This is a genomic window from Commensalibacter intestini A911 (genome assembly GCF_000231445.1).
In the GTDB taxonomy this organism is placed as follows: domain Bacteria; phylum Pseudomonadota; class Alphaproteobacteria; order Acetobacterales; family Acetobacteraceae; genus Commensalibacter; species Commensalibacter intestini.
Genome location: NZ_AGFR01000012.1, coordinates 81,216 through 103,406 on the forward strand (window position 1 = coordinate 81,216; position 22,191 = coordinate 103,406).

Sequence of the window (22,191 nt, forward strand, 5' to 3'; positions counted from 1 at the left end):
AAACAATCAAAAGGGGTTATATCATGGATAAGATCATTGTTGGAATATCTGGTGCTTCTGGAACGCAATATGGATTAAAAGCACTTGAGATCCTGAAACAATGTGATGTTGAAACACATCTTGTAATCAGCAAATCCGCTTTGCAAGTCATGAAGCACGAAGCATCCCAAATAACCTCTCAAGATTTGGAAAACCTTGCTGATATTATTCATCCTGTGGGCAATATCGGTGCTACAATCGCCAGTGGTTCTTTTAAAACAAAAGGCATGCTCATTACCCCTTGTTCGATTAAAACCTTATCCGAAATTGCAACAGGAGTAACTTCTTCCCTTTTAACCAGAGCCGCCGATGTCGTGTTAAAAGAACGTCGTCGACTAGTTTTAATGGTACGTGAAACCCCTCTTCATTTAGGGCATTTACGCAGCATGACGACTGTTACAGAAATGGGAGGCATTATTATGCCCCCTGTCCCCTCTTTATATACACAACCCAAAACCGTAGATGAAATCGTTCATCACTCTGTTGTTAGGGCTCTTGACCTCTTTGGGGTTGATTTTGATATGCCAAGATGGCAAGGATAAAATCAATGACACAATCATCAACTAAAACTGTTCATTTCTCTGTTACGGATGAAGGCTTTACCATTCACGCTGAACTCAAAAGAATAAACTCTGACATCCTGATTATCTTAACTGGCGGAGATGTTCCTCATATTGGTTCAGTAACAACATTATCGAGTGGAAAAATAGAAAGCACTGTTTTTCTTTGCCATGATGGAAAACCTCATAAAGATCATCTTCTGGCTGAGAAAATTATGGCCACTATCCAACCTATCATCACTGAGAACTGTGTCATTACCTCTGGCGTGCATGTTGATTACATAACAAAACAACAAATCATCGCCTCATTAGAAATGGCAGAAAATATTTCTCAACAAATCATCACTTGGTTGCAAGAGAATCCTATAAAAGAAAATAAACCAATTTATTATTCATAAAATGATTGTTACTTTTGAAGCCTTTATAACCCTAACGCTGTCAGTCCAAGATAATCGTCTGGCCTTATCCCCAATGACCAGAAATATTTCCGTTCACTTTCTTGAAGCGGTAAATCATTAATACATGCAAACCGTTTGCTCATTAATCCGTGCTCATCAAATTCCCAATTCTCATTTCCATAAGAACGAAACCAACGACCATTAATATCATGCCACTCATATGCAAAACGCACAGCTATTTTATTCTCATGATATGCCCATAATTCTTTTATCAGGCGATATTCAAGTTCTGCACGCCATTTACGTGTTAAAAACGCAATAATTTCTTTGCGGCCTGTAATAAATTCTGAGCGATTGCGCCAAATACTATCCACTGTATAAGCAAATGCCACTTTCTCTGGATCTTTTCCGTTCCAAGCATTTTCAGCCATTCTTACTTTTTGCATTGCAGTTTCAAGTGTAAATGGAGGTAAAGGCAATCGTTGCTCTGACATCTCTGATCCTTTATAAAATATTACGTCTATCTAAGAATAATAAATAATTATAATGCTATAAATTATCAGCTGGCAACAAGAACACTGCACTGCAAAATAAGACTAATTAATCTTCATATAAAAATTGAAAAAAATCATAAATATATAAAAATATTTATATTAATTTTTTAATTTGCTTTATTTTTATAATTTAATTACCATTTTAATAGATATTATTTAATTATATAAAGGGTTGCTTATGTCATCGAATACAGCTCTTAAACAGACATTAAGCGGTTTTCATCTTTGGGGAATTGCGGTTGGACTGGTTATTTCTGGATCTTTTTTTGGGTGGAGCTACGGTTGGGCATCCGCTGGAACATTAGGTTTTTTAATTGTCGTTCTATTAATTGCCTTAATGTATTGTTGTTTTATTTTTAGTTTAACTGAACTCAGTACAGCCATTCCTCATGCAGGAGGACCTTTTGCTTATGCGTTAAGAGCTTTTGGGCCAACCGTTGGGTTTTTTGCAGGATTTGCAACACTGATCGAGTTTGTTTTTGCTCCCCCTGCCATTGCCATGGCCATTGGTGCTTATATCAATGTGCAATTTCCTTATATCGATACAAAATTAATTGCATGCTCGGCATTTTTACTCTTTATGGCTCTCAATATCATTGGGGTTCATATTGCAGCAACCTTTGAACTGGTCGTTACTTTACTCGCTATATTTGCTCTCATTCTTTTTATGGTCATTGTTGCTCCCACCTTTTCATGGGAGCATTTTTCTACTAATGGCTGGGGTGGACAAAATCAATTTCATTTCTCCACTATTGAAGGAATGCTCGCTGCAACCCCTTTTGCCATTTGGTTCTTCTTAGCAATTGAAGGCGCTTCTATGGCAGCAGAAGAAGCTAAAGACCCGCAACGCACTATTCCAAAAGCGTTAAGCGCTGGTATTATTACCGTAACTGTTCTTGCTTTATTGATTATGTTATTTGCTGGAGGAGCCGCAGGGGATTGGCGCTTACTGGCAAGTATTAACGATCCATTACCTCAAGCAATGAAAGCTGTTGTTGGTGCTAAAAGTATCTGGTTAAATATATTAGTATGGTTAGGACTTTTTGGATTAATTGCCTCTTTGCACGGTATTATTATGGGATATTCTCGACAAATTTTCTCATTGGCACGGGATGGGTATTTACCTCCATGTTTGGCAAGAGTAAATAAATATACACATACCCCTTACCTTGCAATTTTAGCTGGCGGTTTTGTTGGTATTGGTGCGATTTTTTCAGACTCTTTAATTATTATTTCAAACCAACCTTTAACAGCCAGTATTATGACGGTAGCTGCCTTTGGTGCATTATTGATGTATATTATTTCGATGGCATCTTTATTTAAATTACGTCGTAGTGAGCCTGACCTTGAGCGTCCATTCAAAGCAATTTTGTATCCTTTTGCACCACTTTTTGCGATGATTATGTCTATCTTTTGTTTAATTACAATGGCACTCTATAATCTTGAACTGGCTGGATGTTTTATTGTCTTTATGGGAATAGGATATCTGTATTTTTTAACAACACGATCTTCTAGAGAAAAAATGACTCAATAAAATCTTACCAACATTAATAGGTCATATGATGTATAAAACAATTCTAGCGAACCAAACTTGGGTTTTTGAAGATTTAAAAACAGTAATGGCCAAAGCCTCTCCCTTGCGGTCAGGCGATGTATTGGCTGGTGTAGCAGCAAGTTGTGATGAAGAGCGTGCTGCTGCAAAAATGGCTTTGGCAGATATTCCTCTAAAAACTTTTTTAGAGGATCAACTCATCCCATATGAACAAGATGAAGTTACGCGCCTTATTGTCGATAGTCATGATAAGGAAAATTTCCAACATATTAGTCATCTAACGGTTGGTGATTTTCGTAATTGGATCCTTGATGATACCACGACACCACAAATGATCACATCGGCCAGCCCTGCGATTACGCCTGAAATGGCAGCAGCAGTCAGTAAGTTAATGAGAAATCAAGATCTTATTATTGCTGCTAAAAAATGCCATGTTGTTACAAAATTTAGAAATACCATTGGGTTACCTGGACATTTAAGTACTCGATTACAACCCAATAGCCCAACGGATGATTTACAAGAAATTGCAGCAAGTATGTTAGATGGCTTACTCTATGGCAGTGGAGACGCTGTCATTGGGATTAATCCTGCAAGTGATAGCTTACCGATCCTAGGAAAAATTAATCAAATGTTGGATGAAGTCATTCAACGATTTGAAATTCCGACACAATCGTGTGTTCTAACGCATGTAACCAATACTATTCAGTTAATAGAAAAGAATATTCCTGTTGATCTAGTTTTTCAGTCTATTGCAGGCACAGAAAAAGCCAATACAAGTTTTGGAATTAACCTAAATATCTTACAAGAATCTTATGATGCTGCTCTTTCGTTAAATAAAGGCACTGTTGGCAACAATGTCATGTATTTTGAAACGGGACAGGGAAGCTGTTTATCCGCAGATGCTCATCATGGCATTGATCAACAAACATGTGAGGTCAGAGCCTATGCTGTGGCAAGACATTATAATCCTTTACTCGTAAATACCGTTGTTGGGTTTATTGGGCCAGAATATTTATATGATGGTAAACAAATTATTAGAGCTGGATTAGAAGACCATTTTTGTGGAAAATTACTCGGCTTACCTTTGGGATGCGATATTTGCTATACAAATCATGCTCAAACGGATCAAGATGATATGGATACTTTACTGACTTTATTAGGGGCTGCAAGTATTCCTTTTATTATCAGTGTTCCTGGTGCTGATGATATTATGCTTAATTACCAAAGCACCTCATTTCATGACGCATTATATCTTCGTCGTTTATTAAACCTTAAACATGCGCCTGAATTTGGTGAATGGTTAGAAAAAATGCATATCACGGATAAAATGGGACAATTACAAGCTGCAAATTCTAATCATCCTTTGCTAGCTGCTTTACCTGCAGGAGAATAAAGATGACCCTTCCTGATAATTGGTTATTTTTAAAACAATTTACCAAAGCACGCATTGCATTGGGACGTAATGGTGTTAGTTTACCCACCAAAGAAACGTTGAATTTTTCATTGTCCCATGCACAAGCCAGAGATGCAGTTCATCAACCTTTTAATAGCAATAAGATTCAAGATGAACTCCATGCAATGGGCTTATCAACACTGACTGTGTATAGTTGTGTTAAAGATCGAGAGGAATATTTACGCCGCCCTGATTTGGGACGGAAATTAGATCAAGAAAGTATTAAAAAACTAGAGGAAACCTATCAAAACCCTTCTGATTTAATCGTTATTATTGGGGATGGGTTATCCTCTTATGCTGTTGATCGTCAAGCTGTCAGTGTCATTCGTTCACTGCTGCCTTACTTGAAGAAACTCAATATTCAATTAGGGCCTGTTATTCTTGCTCATCAAGCAAGAGTTGCTTTAGGGGATCAAATTGGCAGTATCTTACATGCAAAATCTATCGCCATGTTAATTGGTGAGCGTCCAGGCTTATCTTCTGCGGATAGTCTTGGAATTTATATGACATGGCAGCCTGATAATACACGCAATGATGCAGATCGTAATTGTATCTCTAATGTTCGTCCAGAAGGCCTTAAACATGATCTTGCTGCGTTTAAATTGGCATGGTTATTAGAGCAAAGCTTTATCAAACAAATTAGCGGTGTCCGTTTAAAAGATGAAAGCGATAATACGGCTCTGTCAGATAGTATTAAACCGCTTTATATTAGTTAATATCAAACCAATATAAATTTTAAAACAATGGCTGCTTATATTAAACTTAGAATAATTTAACAACTATACCACTCAGTAAATTTTAAATAGGTAGGCAGATAAACCAAATAACGCTGCCTGCTCATTGTTTTAAATAAATTTTCATATCAACATATACCCTTAAATAATTCATTATTATTTTAAATATATAATAAAATAATTAATTAAAATTTAAATATTATATAATATAATTCTTAAATAAAAACAATTACAAAATAATTTTTATTATTAATTATCAAAATATAAACTTGATATATTCAATTGACCACTTATATATACAAAGAACTAATAAAAATTTAGTCCACCCTATAAAATAATTACTGAAAATAAATAAATAATTAATAAATAATAATTTTAAATACTTAAGAATAAGAAGTTTGAACTATTAATATTAAGGATTTAAATAGTGGCCAATGAAAATATAAATAATGATACATTAAGTGATGAGACATCCTCGTCAACCAATACAATAACATATAGCTCTGATACAGTTATTAATAGTTCCTCATTAACAAGTAGCCCCCTGACTTCCACATATACAGATTCATCAAGCATTACAACCAACACATCTTCTGTTACATCAGACAATAGTGATGATACAACTTCTACTACGAGCACTGCCTCATTAACCCAAGTTCAAACCTTTGCTGAACCTGTATCTACAGAGAATATTGAGTTCCCAACCTATAATGTGACTGCTACAATGACAGGCGCATCATGGGCAACTCTATATAATGCAACAGTCGCTGGTAATGCTATTAGTTACACTGGTGGAGCGAATTATGGTACAGACGGTAATTATCAATTCTATATTGGTGAATCAGCTGGTACTTATCCAGGAAATGCCATATATGATACATTATCAAAAAGCTTCGCAATCACAGTCAATGGTGGCGTTCATGTAGGGCGTGGAAATGTTTTTATTGTAGGAAGTACAAGTGCTGCCAATTTAACCATTGCTACTCCTACTACCGTAGCAAGCAAAACATCAGCCTCATTAACTTTGGCCTCAGGTTCATATCTTAGTGTTAATGGTTACCTAGGAGCTGTTGCTAGCACGACGGTCACAGGGTTCATTAGTGCTGCTGATAGTGTTTCAATGAAAATTGCTTCTAGCTATTATACTGTTGGTCCTGCAACAGGTACAGTTATTAATGCGCAATTTGGCAATAATAATGCAATGGAAATTGGCGGAACGTTTGGTGTTTATCAAAATGCTTCTACTAATATCGGTAGCAATCTTTCTTTAAATGCGGGTGCACTTGCTGTAGGAAATAATAACGCAAGTATCGTTGTCGGAGATAATGCAAATGTACAAGTCTCTGGTGATGGTGTTTTAGTCTATGGTTCATCTACATGGATGCAATTTGGCAGCAACCTGACCCTCAGCGCTTCCACCATGTCTTTTGGTGCTAATGCAGCTGGCGGTACACAAACTAACAACACTTTTTCTGTGGGAACTGGTGGAAATATTACCGTCGATAACGGAGTAATAGCCAACCAATCTAATGGTGTCGTAGAGTTAGGTACAAGCACTAATTTACATCTTATTAATGGTGACCTCTCAATTGGAGGTGCTGGTAATGCAACTGGTGCACGCAGTTGGTTCCATATGTTGGGCGATAATACACTAACCCTTGATACGGGTTCTATTATTATGACGAACACGTCTCAAACCTTTGATTGGGGAACAAGTGGAAATATCTCTGCAAACTCATTAAGTGTTAATGGAAATAATCTTTCATTTACAATGAATACAAATGCGTCAGTCAATTTATCAGGTTCATTAATATTAGATGGTACATCAGATACAATGAGCTTTGGTGATAGCCTAAACCTAAATGTAGGCACGCTAACTGCAGATGGTAATTCAAACTTAATGACGCTTGGCAATGAACTTACACTCAATGCAAGTATTGTTTCATTGGGTGGAAGTACTGGTGTTACAGGAACTCAAGTTTCAGCAGGAAATAATGCTAGCATTACTATAAGCAATGGATTTTCCGATAATCTCTCTAACGGTGTTGCATCATTTGGTAGTGGGGGACATATTAACGTCCTAGCTGGTGATTTTAGCGTAGGTGGCGCTGGAGTAGATTCTGGACAAAACTGGGTGCATATGGGGAGTAATAATACATTAAGCATTCATACCGGCTCATTGATTATGACGAATACCTCTCAAACCTTTGACTGGGGAGATGCAGGCACTCTCGTTGCAGATACTGTAAATGTTTCAGGAAATAACCTAACCTTTAGTATGGGTACCGCTGCAAATATAGATTTATCTGGCACTCTTGCTTTAGATGGCAATACAAATCAAATGATCTTTGGTGATCAACTCATATTAAATGTAAATAGTGTATCATTGGGTGGTACCGCAGGTGTAGGAAATACGAGTTTAACTGTTGGGAAATATTCATATTTCACTATTTATAATGGGTTTACCGATAATCTCTCTAATGGCACTGTTCAATTCGAAGACCAAGTAAACGTCAGCATCCTTTCTGGTGACTTCTCTGCTGGAGGCACAAATATTAGTGATGGTGACCGAAATTTGATTTACTTTGGAAATGACAATACATTAACACTCGATAACGGTTCTATTATCATGAATAATAGTGGCCAAACATTAAATTTCGGTCTTAACGCCACAATTAATGCGAGTTCATTAAATATATCAGGCAATGACCTTATATTTAGTGCAAATAATAGTGCAAATATCAACTTTACAGATAGTATCAATATTAGTGCCACCTCTACTACCCTTACCTTTGGTGATAGCACAATCATGAGTGTTGGAACTGGTGGTATTAATCTAAACACTTCTACCAACTTTATTTATGGTCAAAGTGGAACTCTAGACGTTAATGGAGATATTACACTTGGTTTGAATGCCGAAGGTACTGTCTTTACCATTGGGGATAATACACATTTAAGTGCTAATAATATTATTATTAATGCTAATAATCCTGTTATTACTTTAGGCTCCAATATTATATATAATACTACTGGCTGGGTATTAAATGGCACGAATGATAATATCGCCTTAGGTGACGGCGCATCTGGTTCGTTAGGAAATATTACCTTTGGTGGAAATGCAAGCAGCGCTTCTTTTAATACAGGTTCTGCTGGTACAACAACTAGTGCTCTAACCTTTGGTAATGCAACGTTAGTGAATGACGCAACATTAACTTTAAATGGAAATGTTTCTGGTAGTAGCGTCGATCTTTCTGGAACAGCAATCGTTAGCATTGTTTCTGGAACTACTGTTAATCTTAATAGTTTAACAATGGATGGCTCTCAACAAGTCACTATTAGTGTAGGACAAGATGCAACACTAAACATCAGTTCATTAACAACAAGCAATGTTGGCTCTGATAATATTCCTAAAATTATCGTTAATGGTGGAACCGTTGTTGTTGCAGGGCAAGAAACACGTGCAACATCTAGCCTAGCTGCTCATGAAGTTGATTTTGCTGGTATTGATAATGGTATTTATCAATATACAGGCAGCATTCAAGATGCAAACAACCAACTTACGGTAACTGATTTTACATTATCTGATAAATTAGTCTTTTCTGCTCAAGAAGGATATCTTGAGGAAACACGCTATGTCACGAGTTATGCTGACGGAATATTAACTGTAGGTTATGTTAACGCAACTACTGGAGAAACAGAAACTCTTGCTAAGTTTAACTATAGTCCAGCAGATAGTAGTCAAGATGTTCCAAACGTAATAATCCAAGAAAGTAGTTCCTCTCCTACGGGATATGACCTTATCATCACACAATGTTTCTTAACAGGAACACATCTTCTAACTCCTGAAGGTGAAGTTACAGTTGAGAATCTCAAAGCTGGTGATCAAGTTATTACGCTTGAAAATGGACAACAGGTCAGCAAGGAAATTGTCTGGGCTGGTACGATGGATGTGAATGTAAACCATTATGAAAATAAAGGTCCATTATATCCTGTTCGTATTAAAGCACATGCATTTGGATTAAACCAACCTTGTCGTGATTTATTGGTACCCCCAGAACATACAATCTTTGTTGATGGTGGGCTGATCCCAGCACGTATGTTGGTTAATGGACGTTCTATTATCGTAGATACAACCATTGAACAATTTACTGTTTACCATATTGAAACAGAAACACACTCAATTCTGTTATCAGAAAATCAACTGAGTCATATTTGAACACAGATGATCGTCATTTATTCAACGGTGATGTTGCTAACTTGCACTTAACCTTTGACGAAAATGCAGACCATCAAAGTTGGGAAAATAGTGCAGCTGCACCATTGACTGTTGCAAGAGACCAAGTAGAGCCAATTTGGCAACGTTTGGATCGTCGCGCAACACAACAAGGATATGCACTTGTTTCTAAACCTGAAGTTACCCGTGACCCAGCTCTTTGCTTGATCACACAAAAAGGTGAGAGAATTCAACCTATTGATGTTAAAGGAAATACATGGCTTCTATGTTCCTGCAAATGTTTGTGTTGTTGCAATGCATTCAAAAGCAGCGTTACCATCAGAAGTCGTAGGTCCATTCCTTGATGATCGACGTGTATTGGGTGTACTTGTTGCAAAAATCAGCGTCTTTGGTGATAGAGCATTCGAAGTATTGCCTGCAGATATGACTGGTCTTTCAGGTTGGCATGTAGCTGAACTAAACAGAACAGATCGTTGGACTAAAGGACTTGCAATACTTCCTGAAGCAATTTCAGAAGTAAGCAATAAGGTTAAATTGATTAAAGTCGAATTAACCGCAACATCAGAATATTTTGTAGATGCAATTGAATTTGCAGAAAAAATTGCTTAATTCTAACTTGTGTTAATAAAGATACTCTAAAAAAAAACCTCTTCTTTTTATAATTTAAAGAAGAGGTTTTTTATTTTCAGCTTTAGACGATACAATAAAAATATATAAATAATCTATTTAAACTGAGGTAATATCTCGGTTTCTACACGATTTAAAATCGCTTTACCTGCATTTTGGAATGATTCTTTGCTATATCGAGATTGAATATAAGCACGTGCATTTTTCGCGTATTCAGACGTTTTCTTCGGATTATGAAAATATTCAACGATTGCTTCACCTAATGCTTCAGGAGAATTCTCTTTTAACAATGTTCCAATGGGATTATTTTTAACACAAAAACGCATTTCCCCGACATTCGTAGAAACGACAGGCATCCCTGCTGCAAGAGCTTCATGTAAGGCAATACACATTCCTTCAAAGGTGGAGGTGACCGTATATAAATGTAATGTTTTTAAATAATCCATAACATTCGTATAAAATCCAGCTAACTCAACATTTTTTAATTGTAGTTCCTGGATTAAATTCGTTAGTTTTTGCTCTTCATCCCCAGCTCCTGCAATCGAGAAATGAATGCGCTTACCAACTTCTGGATATTTCTTATTAATATAATCAATTGATCGAATCATTATATCGAAATTTTTCACTGGATGTAAACGTCCCATACTGCCAATATGGAAAATCCCTGTACCATCCCAAACTGGCATTTCAGGTAGATTCTCTGGCACTTTAAACAAAGGCCATGTCATCACTCTATCTTTAGTTACATCCATGCTAGTTTGCAAGAAATCAGCAACACCATCTGAATCAGCTACCCATAACTGACTATATCTTTGCAAAAAACGTACTGCAGACGCCTTATAAGCCATCACATTGGCACTATGCTTCCAACTAACAACAGGAATATTACATAATTTTCCAACGATCTGACCATCCATTGCCCCTCTGGCCAAAGACGTCCATATCAAATCTGGAGGCGATTTTTTTACAATCTTAAATAAATTATAAGTCGAGCTTAACCGACAATCTCCATTTAAAGAAAGCAATTGATAGGATACATTTCTCTTTTCTAATAAAGCTGCTGTTTCCATATCCCGAGGAATACAGGCCAACACTTTAAAACTATGACCTTGGCTAGTAAAAAAATCAGCTAAATCCGGAATAATAAACTCCGCACCACCGCCTTCTAAACTGCTAATAACATAATAAATTTTCATAGAAGCGTTCGACCTTTATCAATATTTTTCTTATCAATTTATATATAAACAAAGCATACCTGTTTGCAGAAAATAAATCTTTAACTTTCTAAGTTTATCGTAAAACAAAATGTAAATTATAACTAACGGATGATAAACAATATCATAATAAAATAGCCACGGCTAAGATAACCGTGGCTACATAAAACAAGTAAGCTATTCGTTTAAACTAATCTGCAAGATTAAGTTGATTTAAATGAACCGTTGTTTTAACCCCTTCCGTAGAAAGTGCATTTGATTTTGCAGTAATCGTATACTCACCTGCTGGCATTTCCCAGCGATGTGCTTTTGATTCATAATTCGCAATCGCTTGTAAAGCCAAAGGAATACTCACCGTTTTTGACTCTCCAGCTTTTAATGCCACTTTATTAAACCCTACCAAGCGGCTTGGTGAACCATCAGGCATTGTGCCATAAACTTGAACCGCGTCTTCACCGTCTCTTTTACCAGTGTTTTCAACAGTAACTTCAGCGGTTATTGTTGGATTTTTCTCAGATAAATTATTATTCAACGTAATTTTTGTATATTTAAACGTTGTATAAGACAGACCATATCCAAATGGATAAAGCGGCGTAATTTTTTTCGCTTCATACCAACGATACCCAACATTAGCTTTGTCTACATCTAGGTTAAATGTCGCAATCCCTGATAGGTCTGGTTTATCTTCTTTTACAGGATCATCTTCATTCCATCTTTGTCCTGCATTGGTAATTTTAGGATATGGAACTTGTGCCAAAGATTTCGGCCATGTGATACTTAAACGCCCAGATGGGTTTACTTTACCAAATAAAATATTTGCAATTGCTGGGCCACCAGATGTTCCTGGGAACCATGCTTCCACAACTGCATCAACATTATTTAACCATGGCATTTCAACAGGATTACCAGTTTCCAATACAACAATCACAGGTTTGCCTGCTTTTGCAACAGATTCAATTAAATGATCTTGGTTCCCTGGTAAGCTTAAATTCGCATTATCGAAGCTTTCTGCGCTCCACTTTGTTGCAAAAACAATCACAACATCAGATTGGCTAGCCAATTTAACAGCTTCATGAATATTATCCCCAGCTGCAAATTTTACCTTAGCCTCTGGTGCTAATGCTTCAATTGCTTTCATTGGTGAAGATGGGAAGTAAGATACTGGGCCAGGCCATGTTTGCATGCCTGTTTTCAGTTTAATATTACCGCCTCTAGCCGTGACTTGAGAAGAACCACCACCTGATAATACACCTTCATTAGCGTGCCCACCAATAATCGCAATATTCTTCACAGTTGTTGATAATGGTAAAATATTTTGTTTGTTTTGAAGAAGGACAATACCATTCTCAGCAATTTTTTGGGAAATCGCCTCATGTGCAGCAACATCTTCTGGTTGATCCGATTTTGTTGCTGGATGATCGTAAGCCCCAACCTGAATTAACGCATATAAAACACGATATGCCATATCATCCAAGCGACTTTGTTGAACTTCACCTTTCGCCACTGCTTCTTGTAAATCTTTGCCAAAATAAATCTTATTATCAAACTGATCCGCAGCTGATTCCTGATCTAATCCAGCATTCGCTGCTTTCACTGTACTATGTCCACCGCCCCAATCGGTCATAACATATCCTTGATAACCCCAATCTTTTTTAGGAAGTTGCAACAAATAACTATTTTCACAGCTGTAATCCCCGTTCACCTTGTTATAAGCACACATGATGGAGCCAGGATTACCTTTTTTAATCGCAATTTCAAAAGCAAGAAGATCTGATTCTCTTCCTTCTTTTTCACCGATTTTCATATCAATTTTTTTACGATTAGTTTCAATATTATTGAAGGCTAAATGTTTAACCGTGGAAACAACGTGTTCGCTTTGCACCCCTTTGACTTGCTCTGCAACAATATTCCCTGCCAAAACGGGATCTTCACCTAAATATTCAAAATTACGACCAATTCTTGGATCTCTGGCAAGGACAACCCCACCACCTAATAAGACGTTAAACCCTCTATGGAAAGCTTCTGCGCCTGTCATTTTCCCTGCTTCATAAGCAAGTTTTGGATCAAACGTTCCAGATAAAATCTGACCACTTGGCAACGAAGTTGCAGCATCACCTGGACGAACATTTCCTGGATTTGCAACTCCTAACCCTGCATCTGTAATTTGTTGTGCTGGAATACCTAATCTTTCAATCGAAGGAACATAAGCCGCACTACCTAATGCCCCTTTAGGCATCGGTAGATTTTTAGGACCATTGGGAATGGCGTAAAGACTATGAACCAATTGTATTTTTTCATCTTGTGTCATTGCCTTTACAAGGGCTTTTGCACGAGCTTCTGGAGAAAGAGAGGTGTCTTTCCAAGTTGCTTCTTCTGCATGAGCAAAACTTGGGATACTAACAAGAATAGATGAGAGTAAAAATAGCTGAGATAACTTCATTGCATAACTTTCCTACAATCTAAAATATGTAAGAATATTAACTTACTTTTACCATCAATAGTCAATATCACTTAGACCAATAAATGGTTGATTTTGTAAAGAATAGTCATAATATTTTTAACCGTATCTAATACTTCACAACATACTGCGAAGATCCTACAAAATAATCACAGAATAACGAATATCTTATAATAAAATAGCCACGGCTTAAATGACCGTGGCTATATAAAAGCAAACAAATTACTCTTATAATTTAGTCAGTAAGAGTTAGTTGATTTAAATGAATGGTTGTTTTAACCACTTCATTAGCAAGTGCATCAGGTTTTACAGCAATTGTATATGACCCTGCTGGTAATTCCCAATGATGTGCTTTCGGTTCATAATTCGCAATTCCTTGTAAAGCTAAAGGAATACTAACCGTTTTTGACTCTCCAGCTTTAAGCTCAACTTTATCAAATCCAACTAAACGGCTTGGTGATCCATCAGGCATCGTGCCATAAACTTGCACTGCGTCTGCACCATCTTTTTTACCTGTATTTTCAACTGTAACCTCAGCAGTAATCGTTGGTATTTTAGCAGCTAAATTACTATGCAATGCAATTTTAGTATATTTAAATGTTGTGTAAGATAACCCATATCCAAACGGATAAAGCGGCGTCAATTTCTTATCTTCAAACCAACGATAACCAACATTTGCTTTATCAACATCTAGGTTAAGCGACGAAATAATAGAATCATCTTCTTTTGTTGCATCGTTAGGATCTCCATTCGCAATTTTACCTGCACCTTTAATCACAGGATATGGTAATTGAGAAAGAGATTTCGGCCATGTAGTCGTTAAACGTCCAGATGGGTTTACTTTACCAAATAAAATATTTGCAATTGCTGGACCACCAGAAGTACCTGGGAACCATGCAGCAACCACAGCATCAACATTATTTAACCAAGGCATATTCACAGGGTTACCCGTTTCCAATACCACCACAACAGGTTTCCCTGCTTTTGCAACAGCTTCAATTAACTGATCTTGATTTCCTGGCAAATTCAAATCTGCATTATCAAACGCTTCTGCACTCCATTTAGTTGCAAAAACAATCACAACATCAGCATTCTTCGCCAGATCAACTGCTTGTTGAATATTATCCCCAGCTGCAAATTGAACTTTCGCTTCTGGTGCTAATGCTTCAATTGCTTTCATTGGTGAAGATGGGAAGTAAGATTCTGGGCCAGGCCATTTTTGTAGGCCGGTTTTTAATTTAATATTGCCACCTCTAGCCGTGACTTGAGAAGACCCACCACCAGACAACACGCCTTCATTCGCATGACCACCAATGATCGCAATATTTTTCACGGTTGCTGCTAATGGTAAAATATTTTGTTTGTTTTGAAGAAGGACAATACCATTTTCTGCAACTTTTTGAGAAATGGCTTCATGTGCTGCAACATCTTCAGGTTGATCCGATTTGGCTGCTGGATGATCGTAAGCACCAACTTTAATTAAAGAATAAACAATACGATAAGCCATATCATTCAGACGACTTTCTGGAACTTCACCTTTCGCAATCGCTTTTTTTAATGCCTTACCAAAATAAACTTCTTTATCAAATTCTTCTGCAGCGGATTCTTGATCTAATCCTGCGTTGGCTGCTTTCACTGTACTATGCCCACCCCCCCAATCAGTCATGAAGTAACCTTTATAGCCCCACTCTTTTTTAGGAAGTTGTAATAAGTAACTATTCTCACAAGTATAATCCCCGTTCACCTTGTTATAACCACACATAACGGAACCGGGATCGCCTTTTTTCATCGCAATTTCAAAAGCAAGAAGATCTGATTCTCTTCCATCTTTCTCATTCACTTTCATATCCACTTTTAAACGATTTGTTTCAATATTATTGAATGCATAATGTTTGACGGTAGAAATCACATGCTGACTTTGAACACCTTTAACTTCTTGAGCAGCAACATTCCCTGCAAGAATTGGATCTTCCCCTAAATATTCAAAATTACGACCATTTCTTGGATCTCTCACCAAAACAACGCCGCCACCTAATAAGACATTAAAACCTCTATGAAAAGCTTCTGCACCTGTCATCTTGCCTGCTTCATAGGCAAGCTTAGGATCAAATGTTCCTGCAATAACCTGACCGCTTGGTAGTGATGTTGCTCCATCGCCTGGACGAATATTATTGGGGTTGGTTACCCCTAACCCTGCATCTGTAATTTGTTGTGCTGGAATTCCTAACCTATCAATACCAGGAACATAAGCCGCACTGCCTAATGCCCCTTTAGGAACAGGCAAATGTTTCGGCCCATTATCAATTGCATAGTGGCTAACAACTAATTGTAGTTTTTCATCTTGTGTCATCGCCTTAACTAAGGCTTTTGCACGAGCTTCTGGAGAAAGAGAGGTATCTTTCCAAATCGCTTCTTCTGCATGTGCGACACATGGGACGCTAACCAGAATAGATGAAAGTAAAAAAAGCTGGGACAACTTCATAAGAATGACCTCCTACAATGAAAATATGTAATCCCATTAGCTTACCTTTATTTTAAATAGTCAACTCAAAAATCTGATAGATCATTGATTTTACAAATAATAATCATAATTACATCACTTGTATCTACAACATAAAAAATATCTACAAACATATTATATTTTCTAAAAAATCTATATTTAATATTTAGTTTGAATCATAACAAACCAATTATAAAAATAGCCACGGCTATTAACTAACCGTGGCTATAAAATAAACAAACTAATTAAAAAATATATTAATCCTGAACATCAATTTGATCTAAATGAATATTTGTTTTTAGTGCGTCATGTGACAAGGAATCAGATCTAGCAGAAATTTCGTAATTACCAGAAATAATTTCCCATGAATGTTTTACAGGAACATAATGTGCAAGACTGACTGAGAATAGAGTCACAGGAACAGTTTGCGTTTCACCGGCTTTTAAATAAACTTTTCTAAATCCAAGCAAACGACTAGTCGTTTCACCTGGTATTTTTCCATAGATCTGAATCACATCGGCACCATCACGATTCCCTGTATTTTCAACAGTCACATTCGCAATCATCGTATGACGATCTTTATCAAAATCTTTCTCAAGGATTAATTTTTTATACTTAAACGTTGTATAAGATAATCCATATCCAAATGGATAAAGTGGCGTTAACCGTTTTTGTTCGTACCAACGATATCCAACATTTGCACCATCCTCATTTAAGTTCACAGATGAAACAGCCTGATTATCAGACGAATATTGTTTAACCGCAAGCACATCCGCATTAACAATTTTACCAGCGCCTTCAATATAAGGATATGGAACTTGACTTAATGCTTTTGGCCATGTGGTTGTTAACCGTCCAGATGGATTAACTTGACCAAATAAAATATTCGCAATTGCTGGCCCACCAGAAGTTCCTGGATACCAAGCAGCAAGCACTCCATCAACATCATGCAACCAGGGCATTTCAACAGGATTACCTGTTTCCAAAACAACCACCACAGGTTTCCCTGTTTTCGCAACAGCTTCAATGAGTTGATTTTGCTCTGCTGATAATTGTAAATTAGCAGAATCAAACCCTTCTGCACTCCATTTAGTTGCGAACACAATCGCTACATCAGAGTGTTTTGCTAAATCAACAGCCTGTTGAATATCATTTCCAGCTGCAAAATTGACTTTTGCATTTGGCACTAATGCTTGAATCGCTTTCATCGGAGAAGATGGGAAATAAGACACAGGTCCTGGCCATTGTTGCATACGTGTATGATCAACAATATTGCCACCTCGAGCCGTTACTTGTGAAGAGCCACCACCAGACAATACACCTTGATCAGCCTTACCACCAATAATCGCAATAGATTTAATTTGAGAAGATAACGGAAGAATATTATGATGGTTCTTTAAAAGAACAATACCATTTTCTGCAATTTTCTGAGAAATAGCTTCGTCTGCTGCTACATTTTCAGCTTGGTCAGACTTATAAGCTGGATGATCATAAGCGCCAACATCAATTAAGCTATAGACAATACGATAGACCATATTATCTAAACGACCTTTTGACACTTCACCTTTCGCAATCGCTTCTTTTAAGTCTTTACCAAAATAAATCTTTTGATCAAATGACGCACCTGACTCTTGATCCAACCCAGCATTTGCAGATTTTACAGTGCTATGTGTAGCACCCCAATCTGTTAATACGTAACCTCGATAGCCCCAATTTCTTTTGGGTAGTTGTAATAAGTAACTATTTTCACAACTATAATCCCCATTAACCTTATTATAAGCACACATAATTGCGCCAGGATTCCCCTGTTTAACCGCAATTTCAAATGCTAATAAATCAGATTCTCTGCCTTCTTTTTCACCAATACGCATATCCACTTTCATACGATTGGTTTCAATCGCACCAAAAGCGAATTGCTTTGCTGTAGCAATCACATGTTGGCTTTGCACACCCTGTATTTGTGCCGCAGCTATGTTACCCGCTAATAAAGAATCTTCACCTAAATACTCAAAATTACGACCGTTTCTTGGATCTCTTACTAAAACAGCTCCACCACCTCCAAGCAATACGTTAAACCCTCTATGGAATGCTTCTCTACCAAGAACTTGACCTGCTTGGTAAGCAAGATCTGGTTCAAAAGTGCCAGATAAAATCTGACCACTTGGTAAAGCTGTTGCACCATCACCTGGACGAACATTATTAGGGTTCGTGATTCCCAAACCTGCATCTGTAATTTGTTGTGCTGGAATTCCCAATCTATCAATACCAGGAACGTATCCTGCTCCACCAACAGCACCTTTGGGAACAGATGATTTTCCAGGGCCGTTATCCACTGCATAATGGCTAACCACTAGCTGTAATTTTTCTGCTGGTGTCATCGCTTGCACTAATGCTTTTGCTCTCTCCGCAGCAGGTCGTGAAGTATCTTTCCATACTGGCTCAGCTGAAAAAGCTGGGCTAGGTAAACTGACAAGCATCGATGACATAAGAAAAATATGAGATCGTTTCATAATAACGGCCCTTAAAATAAATCAGTAAAAACTATTTTTGTAGTTTACGCTTAATGCGCCCATGATCGTCAATAACATCATCAATCACGATTAGTTTACCGTAATAAAACTATCACACATAAAAAAAACCTCGATAATTATTTAACAACAATTATCGAGGCCAATAAAAATTTTATTAAATTATTACAAAGAGTTAAAAATCAGAAGTCTACACGACTTTTAAATCCAAGAAAGGCAGCATCATTAATATTCTTTTGTGCATTTGGATGAATTTCATATTGAAAGTCAGGTTGGAAACGTATCCCCCTATAAACATGAATAATATATGTTAATTCGAAAGTCGTTTCTGAAGTTTGAATACCTGAAGCGCTACCAATATTATCAATAGCAAACCCCTGAGACAAATTATAACGTTGCGCATCACGCATTTTGCCACTCATAATTTGATGAATAAATAACACACCAAAAGCATCCATAGGACGTGCTTTCCAGAAACCTGTATTAATCATGCCGACAATCACTTGGTTTTGACGTTGGAAAGTTAGTGGATTACTATGAACAAACCCAACATAACCAATCACACCATTCAAATCACCAGGGCCATTACGATGAATCATTTGATCCAATAATAACCACTCAACATCGCGCCCACGTTTCCAACGTTGATCCGCACCATTCATAGTGGTGATTTTAGCACCGTTTTTACCACTACCCCAAACTGGATAAGAAGAGGTATCATAAGCAAAACCAGCTTTATAGTGGCCAACTAAATCATTTTTTCCCCAATGAGGTTCATAGGTAAATTCAATTGGGAACTCTCCACCAGCATTTCCTGCTGTTCTAACAATAGATGACCAGCCTGCGCGTTTTCCACCCTCATTGCCATAAGCATAACGGTTAACTTGGAACATACCAATACGAACAGAAAGATGATCCGTAGGTCTAAATAAAGTGGTAATTCCCCAAGTTGAATCTGGCCACGCATTAAATCCAGCTGCTTGTCCGCTCAAAGGCTTAGGATTTCCGCAAAGACCATTATTCATGAAATAACAGTGGATTGGGCTGGTTGCATAAAAACCACCAACGCTGGTACGACCAAAGGAGGTGACTATCTTACCATCCATAAAATATTTATCACTGTAAAGGTTCACGAGCTTGGCAACAACATTCCCACCAGCACCATAGATTTCCTGCACCTGAGTAATATTTTCACCAATGACTTTACCTAAGTTATTACCATAACGACCTAAAACAGTCATATGACTAACCAGACCATCAGTCATCCAATTACGGCCAACCAATGTTGCCCAATCAACGTCAAGGTTCGCATCAACTGCTCCAGCATTTGTTGCACCTTTTCTTTTTCCACCAGTTATATTACCAGCGAATTCGTTTTGATTATCAAGGTTAAAGTTAATACCACGTTGATATAACCAAGGTTGAATCCCACCCCATGTACCTAAAAAATGTTCTGGTTGAGGAAGAAGGGGGTTCCCAATTTTTTCTATTTTAGCAATATCTGAAGGATTACTTTGTACACGACCAATACTGGTTAACCAGTCACCACCACCGCCAACTGGGACTAAATACCCATCTGTCATACCATCAATAGCAGAATCACTATTTTCGGCTTTATGTGTTACAGGAGTATTTTTACTGTCTTCCGCTTTTGCAAGAGGGGTTAATAAGGCTGTGCTGCCCATCATTAAAAAACAAGAAAGAAAATAGAATTGTTTTTTTTGTAAAAGGCTAGATTTGTTCAAAAATAACGCCATATTCATCTATTACCATGCTTATAAAGTTAAGAGTTGCTAGCCTCTAAAGCATATAAACAAAATAAGAAGAGCGTTTTATGCTTTAAAAACTAGAGTAATAACTAAAACCAGAAAGATCTTTTGTCATAAAGTTATGATTACTCAACTCTCAACACAAATAGAATGACAAATTTACAATATGATGCAAAAAAACAAACACAGTGTCGAAATAGAAACAGAATATTTACAAATCGGAATTGTAAACAACGTTTTATTAATATTTAATTTTATGGGGGATAATTTGAATGATAATTAAATATGGCTCCCGAAGTAGGACTCGAACCTACGACCGAGCGATTAACAGTCGCTAGCTCTACCAACTGAGCTATTCGGGATCAGCCATGAACTCTCTATAGCCTAATTCGATATTAATGGTAAAGTGTTTTTTTTAATTTTTTTAATATTTTTTTAATTTTTTAGTAAAATAGTTCTATGATCGACCCAAATAAAGACAAAAAGTCATTGATATCACGAAGAAAAGCACTCTTGGGCTTAGGAGGCTCTGTTTTCCTTGCCGGAGGGGGAGGATATGCATCTTATCGATTCTTTTCACATAAACAAAACCCTATTCATGATTTTATACCTCAATCTATTCGGATTGCATGGCCTAAAAGTGAAATTGATTCGCTATTAACCATTGCTCAAAGTGAAGATATTTTCAAAAAATATGCATTAAATGTTACGATTCTTCCTAATATTCAAAATCATTTACAAGCATTAGACGCACTAAAGCAAAATCTGTGCGATGCCACTGTCTTATCCGCTCTCGATTGGTTACCTAACCTACTTACAGGGATGCAGGCACGTTTATTAGTCGGTATTGGAGGAGGAAACTTTCGTCTTTTAGTATCTCGCAAACAGCGAATCGATCGATTAGTTGACCTAGCTGGACTAAAAATTGCCACACGCCGCCACGCAAATAAAGAACGACTTTTCTTTTCTATTTTACTCCGACGCAAAGGATTAAATCCTGAACAAAATATTAAATGGATTGAAATGGAACAAGAAGAGCTTTTACCTGCCTTACTCTCGAATCAAGTTCAAGCCATTATTGGTTATGACCCTTTCATATGGGAGATATTAAGCCATGCGGAAAAAGAACTATTTGAACTTGCAGGCAGCCAAAGCGGCAGCTGGAGTAAACGTGCCAACCATATATTAGGGATTAATAATCAATTTTTAACTCAAAACCCGAATATTGCCAGACCTCTAGCGCTCAGCATTCGTGAGGCTTCAAAGTGGCGAACTCAGCATTTACAAGAGGCTAGCATATTACTTGCAGATCAATGGAAAGACATGAACGCCAAACAAATCCTTGCAATGTTTAAGAACGAAAATCAAAGTATTACCCCTATTAATAATCAACTATGGGAACAAGTTGCTCAATATATCGATGAGTTTAAATTATTAGGAAAAGTGCCTAACGATCTTGACTCTAGTAAAACAGCAAAACAATTTTGCATCGCTACTCATTTATAAAAAATCCATAAAAAAATCCTCTTCTATATGAAGAGGATTTTTTTACAAACATTATTATGTACAAA

15 protein-coding genes and 1 tRNA gene are annotated in these 22,191 nt (G+C 37.1%); 9 read left to right on the forward strand and 7 right to left on the reverse strand.

The annotated features are described in order from the left end of the window. Positions 1 to 23: 23 nt before the first annotated feature. Together CIN_RS10325 and lpdD are read left to right on the forward strand one after the other, a co-directional pair. Entirely contained in the window at positions 24 to 581 is a 558-nt protein-coding gene (locus tag CIN_RS10325) for a UbiX family flavin prenyltransferase (protein ID WP_008855044.1), read from the forward strand. Between the two features lie 5 nt (positions 582 to 586). After that, positions 587 to 997: a prenylated flavin chaperone LpdD gene (gene lpdD / locus CIN_RS10330; protein WP_008855045.1), complete on the forward strand. Its 411-nt coding sequence runs from the start codon at positions 587 to 589 to the stop codon at positions 995 to 997. 23 nt (positions 998 to 1,020) lie between these two features. Here the strand turns inward: lpdD and CIN_RS10335 are convergent, their stop codons facing one another. Next, positions 1,021 to 1,491, reverse strand: coding sequence for a nuclear transport factor 2 family protein (locus CIN_RS10335; RefSeq protein WP_008855046.1), 471 nt, complete (start codon positions 1,489 to 1,491; stop codon positions 1,021 to 1,023). A 238-nt stretch (positions 1,492 to 1,729) separates the two neighbouring features. Here CIN_RS10335 and eat point away from each other — a divergent pair, with 238 nt between their 5' ends. The 6 genes from eat to CIN_RS11600 all read left to right on the forward strand — a co-directional run bounded on the left by eat (position 1,730) and on the right by CIN_RS11600 (position 10,133). Next, positions 1,730 to 3,085, forward strand: a complete 1,356-nt coding sequence (gene eat, locus CIN_RS10340; protein WP_008855047.1) for an ethanolamine permease — start codon at positions 1,730 to 1,732, stop codon at positions 3,083 to 3,085. A gap of 25 nt (positions 3,086 to 3,110) precedes the next feature. After that, positions 3,111 to 4,496 carry an ethanolamine ammonia-lyase subunit EutB gene (locus tag CIN_RS10345; RefSeq protein WP_211475724.1) on the forward strand — a complete coding sequence of 462 codons (1,386 nt, stop codon included), beginning with the start codon at positions 3,111 to 3,113 and terminating at the stop codon, positions 4,494 to 4,496. 2 nt (positions 4,497 to 4,498) lie between these two features. After that, entirely contained in the window at positions 4,499 to 5,272 is a 774-nt protein-coding gene (eutC, locus tag CIN_RS10350) for an ethanolamine ammonia-lyase subunit EutC (RefSeq protein WP_008855049.1), read from the forward strand. Between the two features lie 445 nt (positions 5,273 to 5,717). Then, positions 5,718 to 9,506, forward strand: a complete 3,789-nt coding sequence (locus CIN_RS11590; RefSeq protein WP_050798429.1) for a Hint domain-containing protein — start codon at positions 5,718 to 5,720, stop codon at positions 9,504 to 9,506. Then, positions 9,503 to 9,868, forward strand: coding sequence for a hypothetical protein (locus CIN_RS11595; protein WP_008855051.1), 366 nt, complete (start codon positions 9,503 to 9,505; stop codon positions 9,866 to 9,868). The genes CIN_RS11590 and CIN_RS11595 overlap by 4 nt, the downstream gene beginning before the upstream one ends. Then, complete coding sequence (locus CIN_RS11600) at positions 9,765 to 10,133, forward strand: hypothetical protein (RefSeq protein ID WP_139017006.1); 369 nt, start codon at positions 9,765 to 9,767, stop codon at positions 10,131 to 10,133. The genes CIN_RS11595 and CIN_RS11600 overlap by 104 nt, the downstream gene beginning before the upstream one ends. A gap of 113 nt (positions 10,134 to 10,246) precedes the next feature. Here CIN_RS11600 and CIN_RS10360 read toward each other — a convergent pair whose 3' ends face one another. From CIN_RS10360 to CIN_RS10385, 6 genes are all read right to left on the reverse strand, one after another. Beyond that, on the reverse strand, positions 10,247 to 11,347 hold the full coding sequence (locus tag CIN_RS10360; protein WP_008855053.1) for a glycosyltransferase: 1,101 nt from the start codon (positions 11,345 to 11,347) through the stop codon (positions 10,247 to 10,249). A gap of 208 nt (positions 11,348 to 11,555) precedes the next feature. After that, positions 11,556 to 13,805, reverse strand: a complete 2,250-nt coding sequence (locus CIN_RS10365) for a glycoside hydrolase family 3 C-terminal domain-containing protein (RefSeq protein ID WP_008855054.1) — start codon at positions 13,803 to 13,805, stop codon at positions 11,556 to 11,558. Between the two features lie 253 nt (positions 13,806 to 14,058). Further along, positions 14,059 to 16,305, reverse strand: coding sequence for a glycoside hydrolase family 3 C-terminal domain-containing protein (locus CIN_RS10370; RefSeq protein WP_008855055.1), 2,247 nt, complete (start codon positions 16,303 to 16,305; stop codon positions 14,059 to 14,061). A gap of 275 nt (positions 16,306 to 16,580) precedes the next feature. Further along, positions 16,581 to 18,833, reverse strand: a complete 2,253-nt coding sequence (locus CIN_RS10375; protein WP_040364406.1) for a beta-glucosidase — start codon at positions 18,831 to 18,833, stop codon at positions 16,581 to 16,583. A gap of 200 nt (positions 18,834 to 19,033) precedes the next feature. Further along, complete coding sequence (locus tag CIN_RS10380; RefSeq protein ID WP_008855057.1) at positions 19,034 to 20,608, reverse strand: carbohydrate porin; 1,575 nt, start codon at positions 20,606 to 20,608, stop codon at positions 19,034 to 19,036. A 298-nt stretch (positions 20,609 to 20,906) separates the two neighbouring features. Further along, positions 20,907 to 20,982: transfer RNA gene (locus CIN_RS10385), tRNA-Asn, on the reverse strand. 97 nt (positions 20,983 to 21,079) lie between these two features. Here CIN_RS10385 and CIN_RS10390 point away from each other — a divergent pair. Continuing rightward, positions 21,080 to 22,126 carry an ABC transporter substrate-binding protein gene (locus CIN_RS10390; RefSeq protein ID WP_008855059.1) on the forward strand — a complete coding sequence of 349 codons (1,047 nt, stop codon included), beginning with the start codon at positions 21,080 to 21,082 and terminating at the stop codon, positions 22,124 to 22,126. Positions 22,127 to 22,191: the final 65 nt, after the last annotated feature.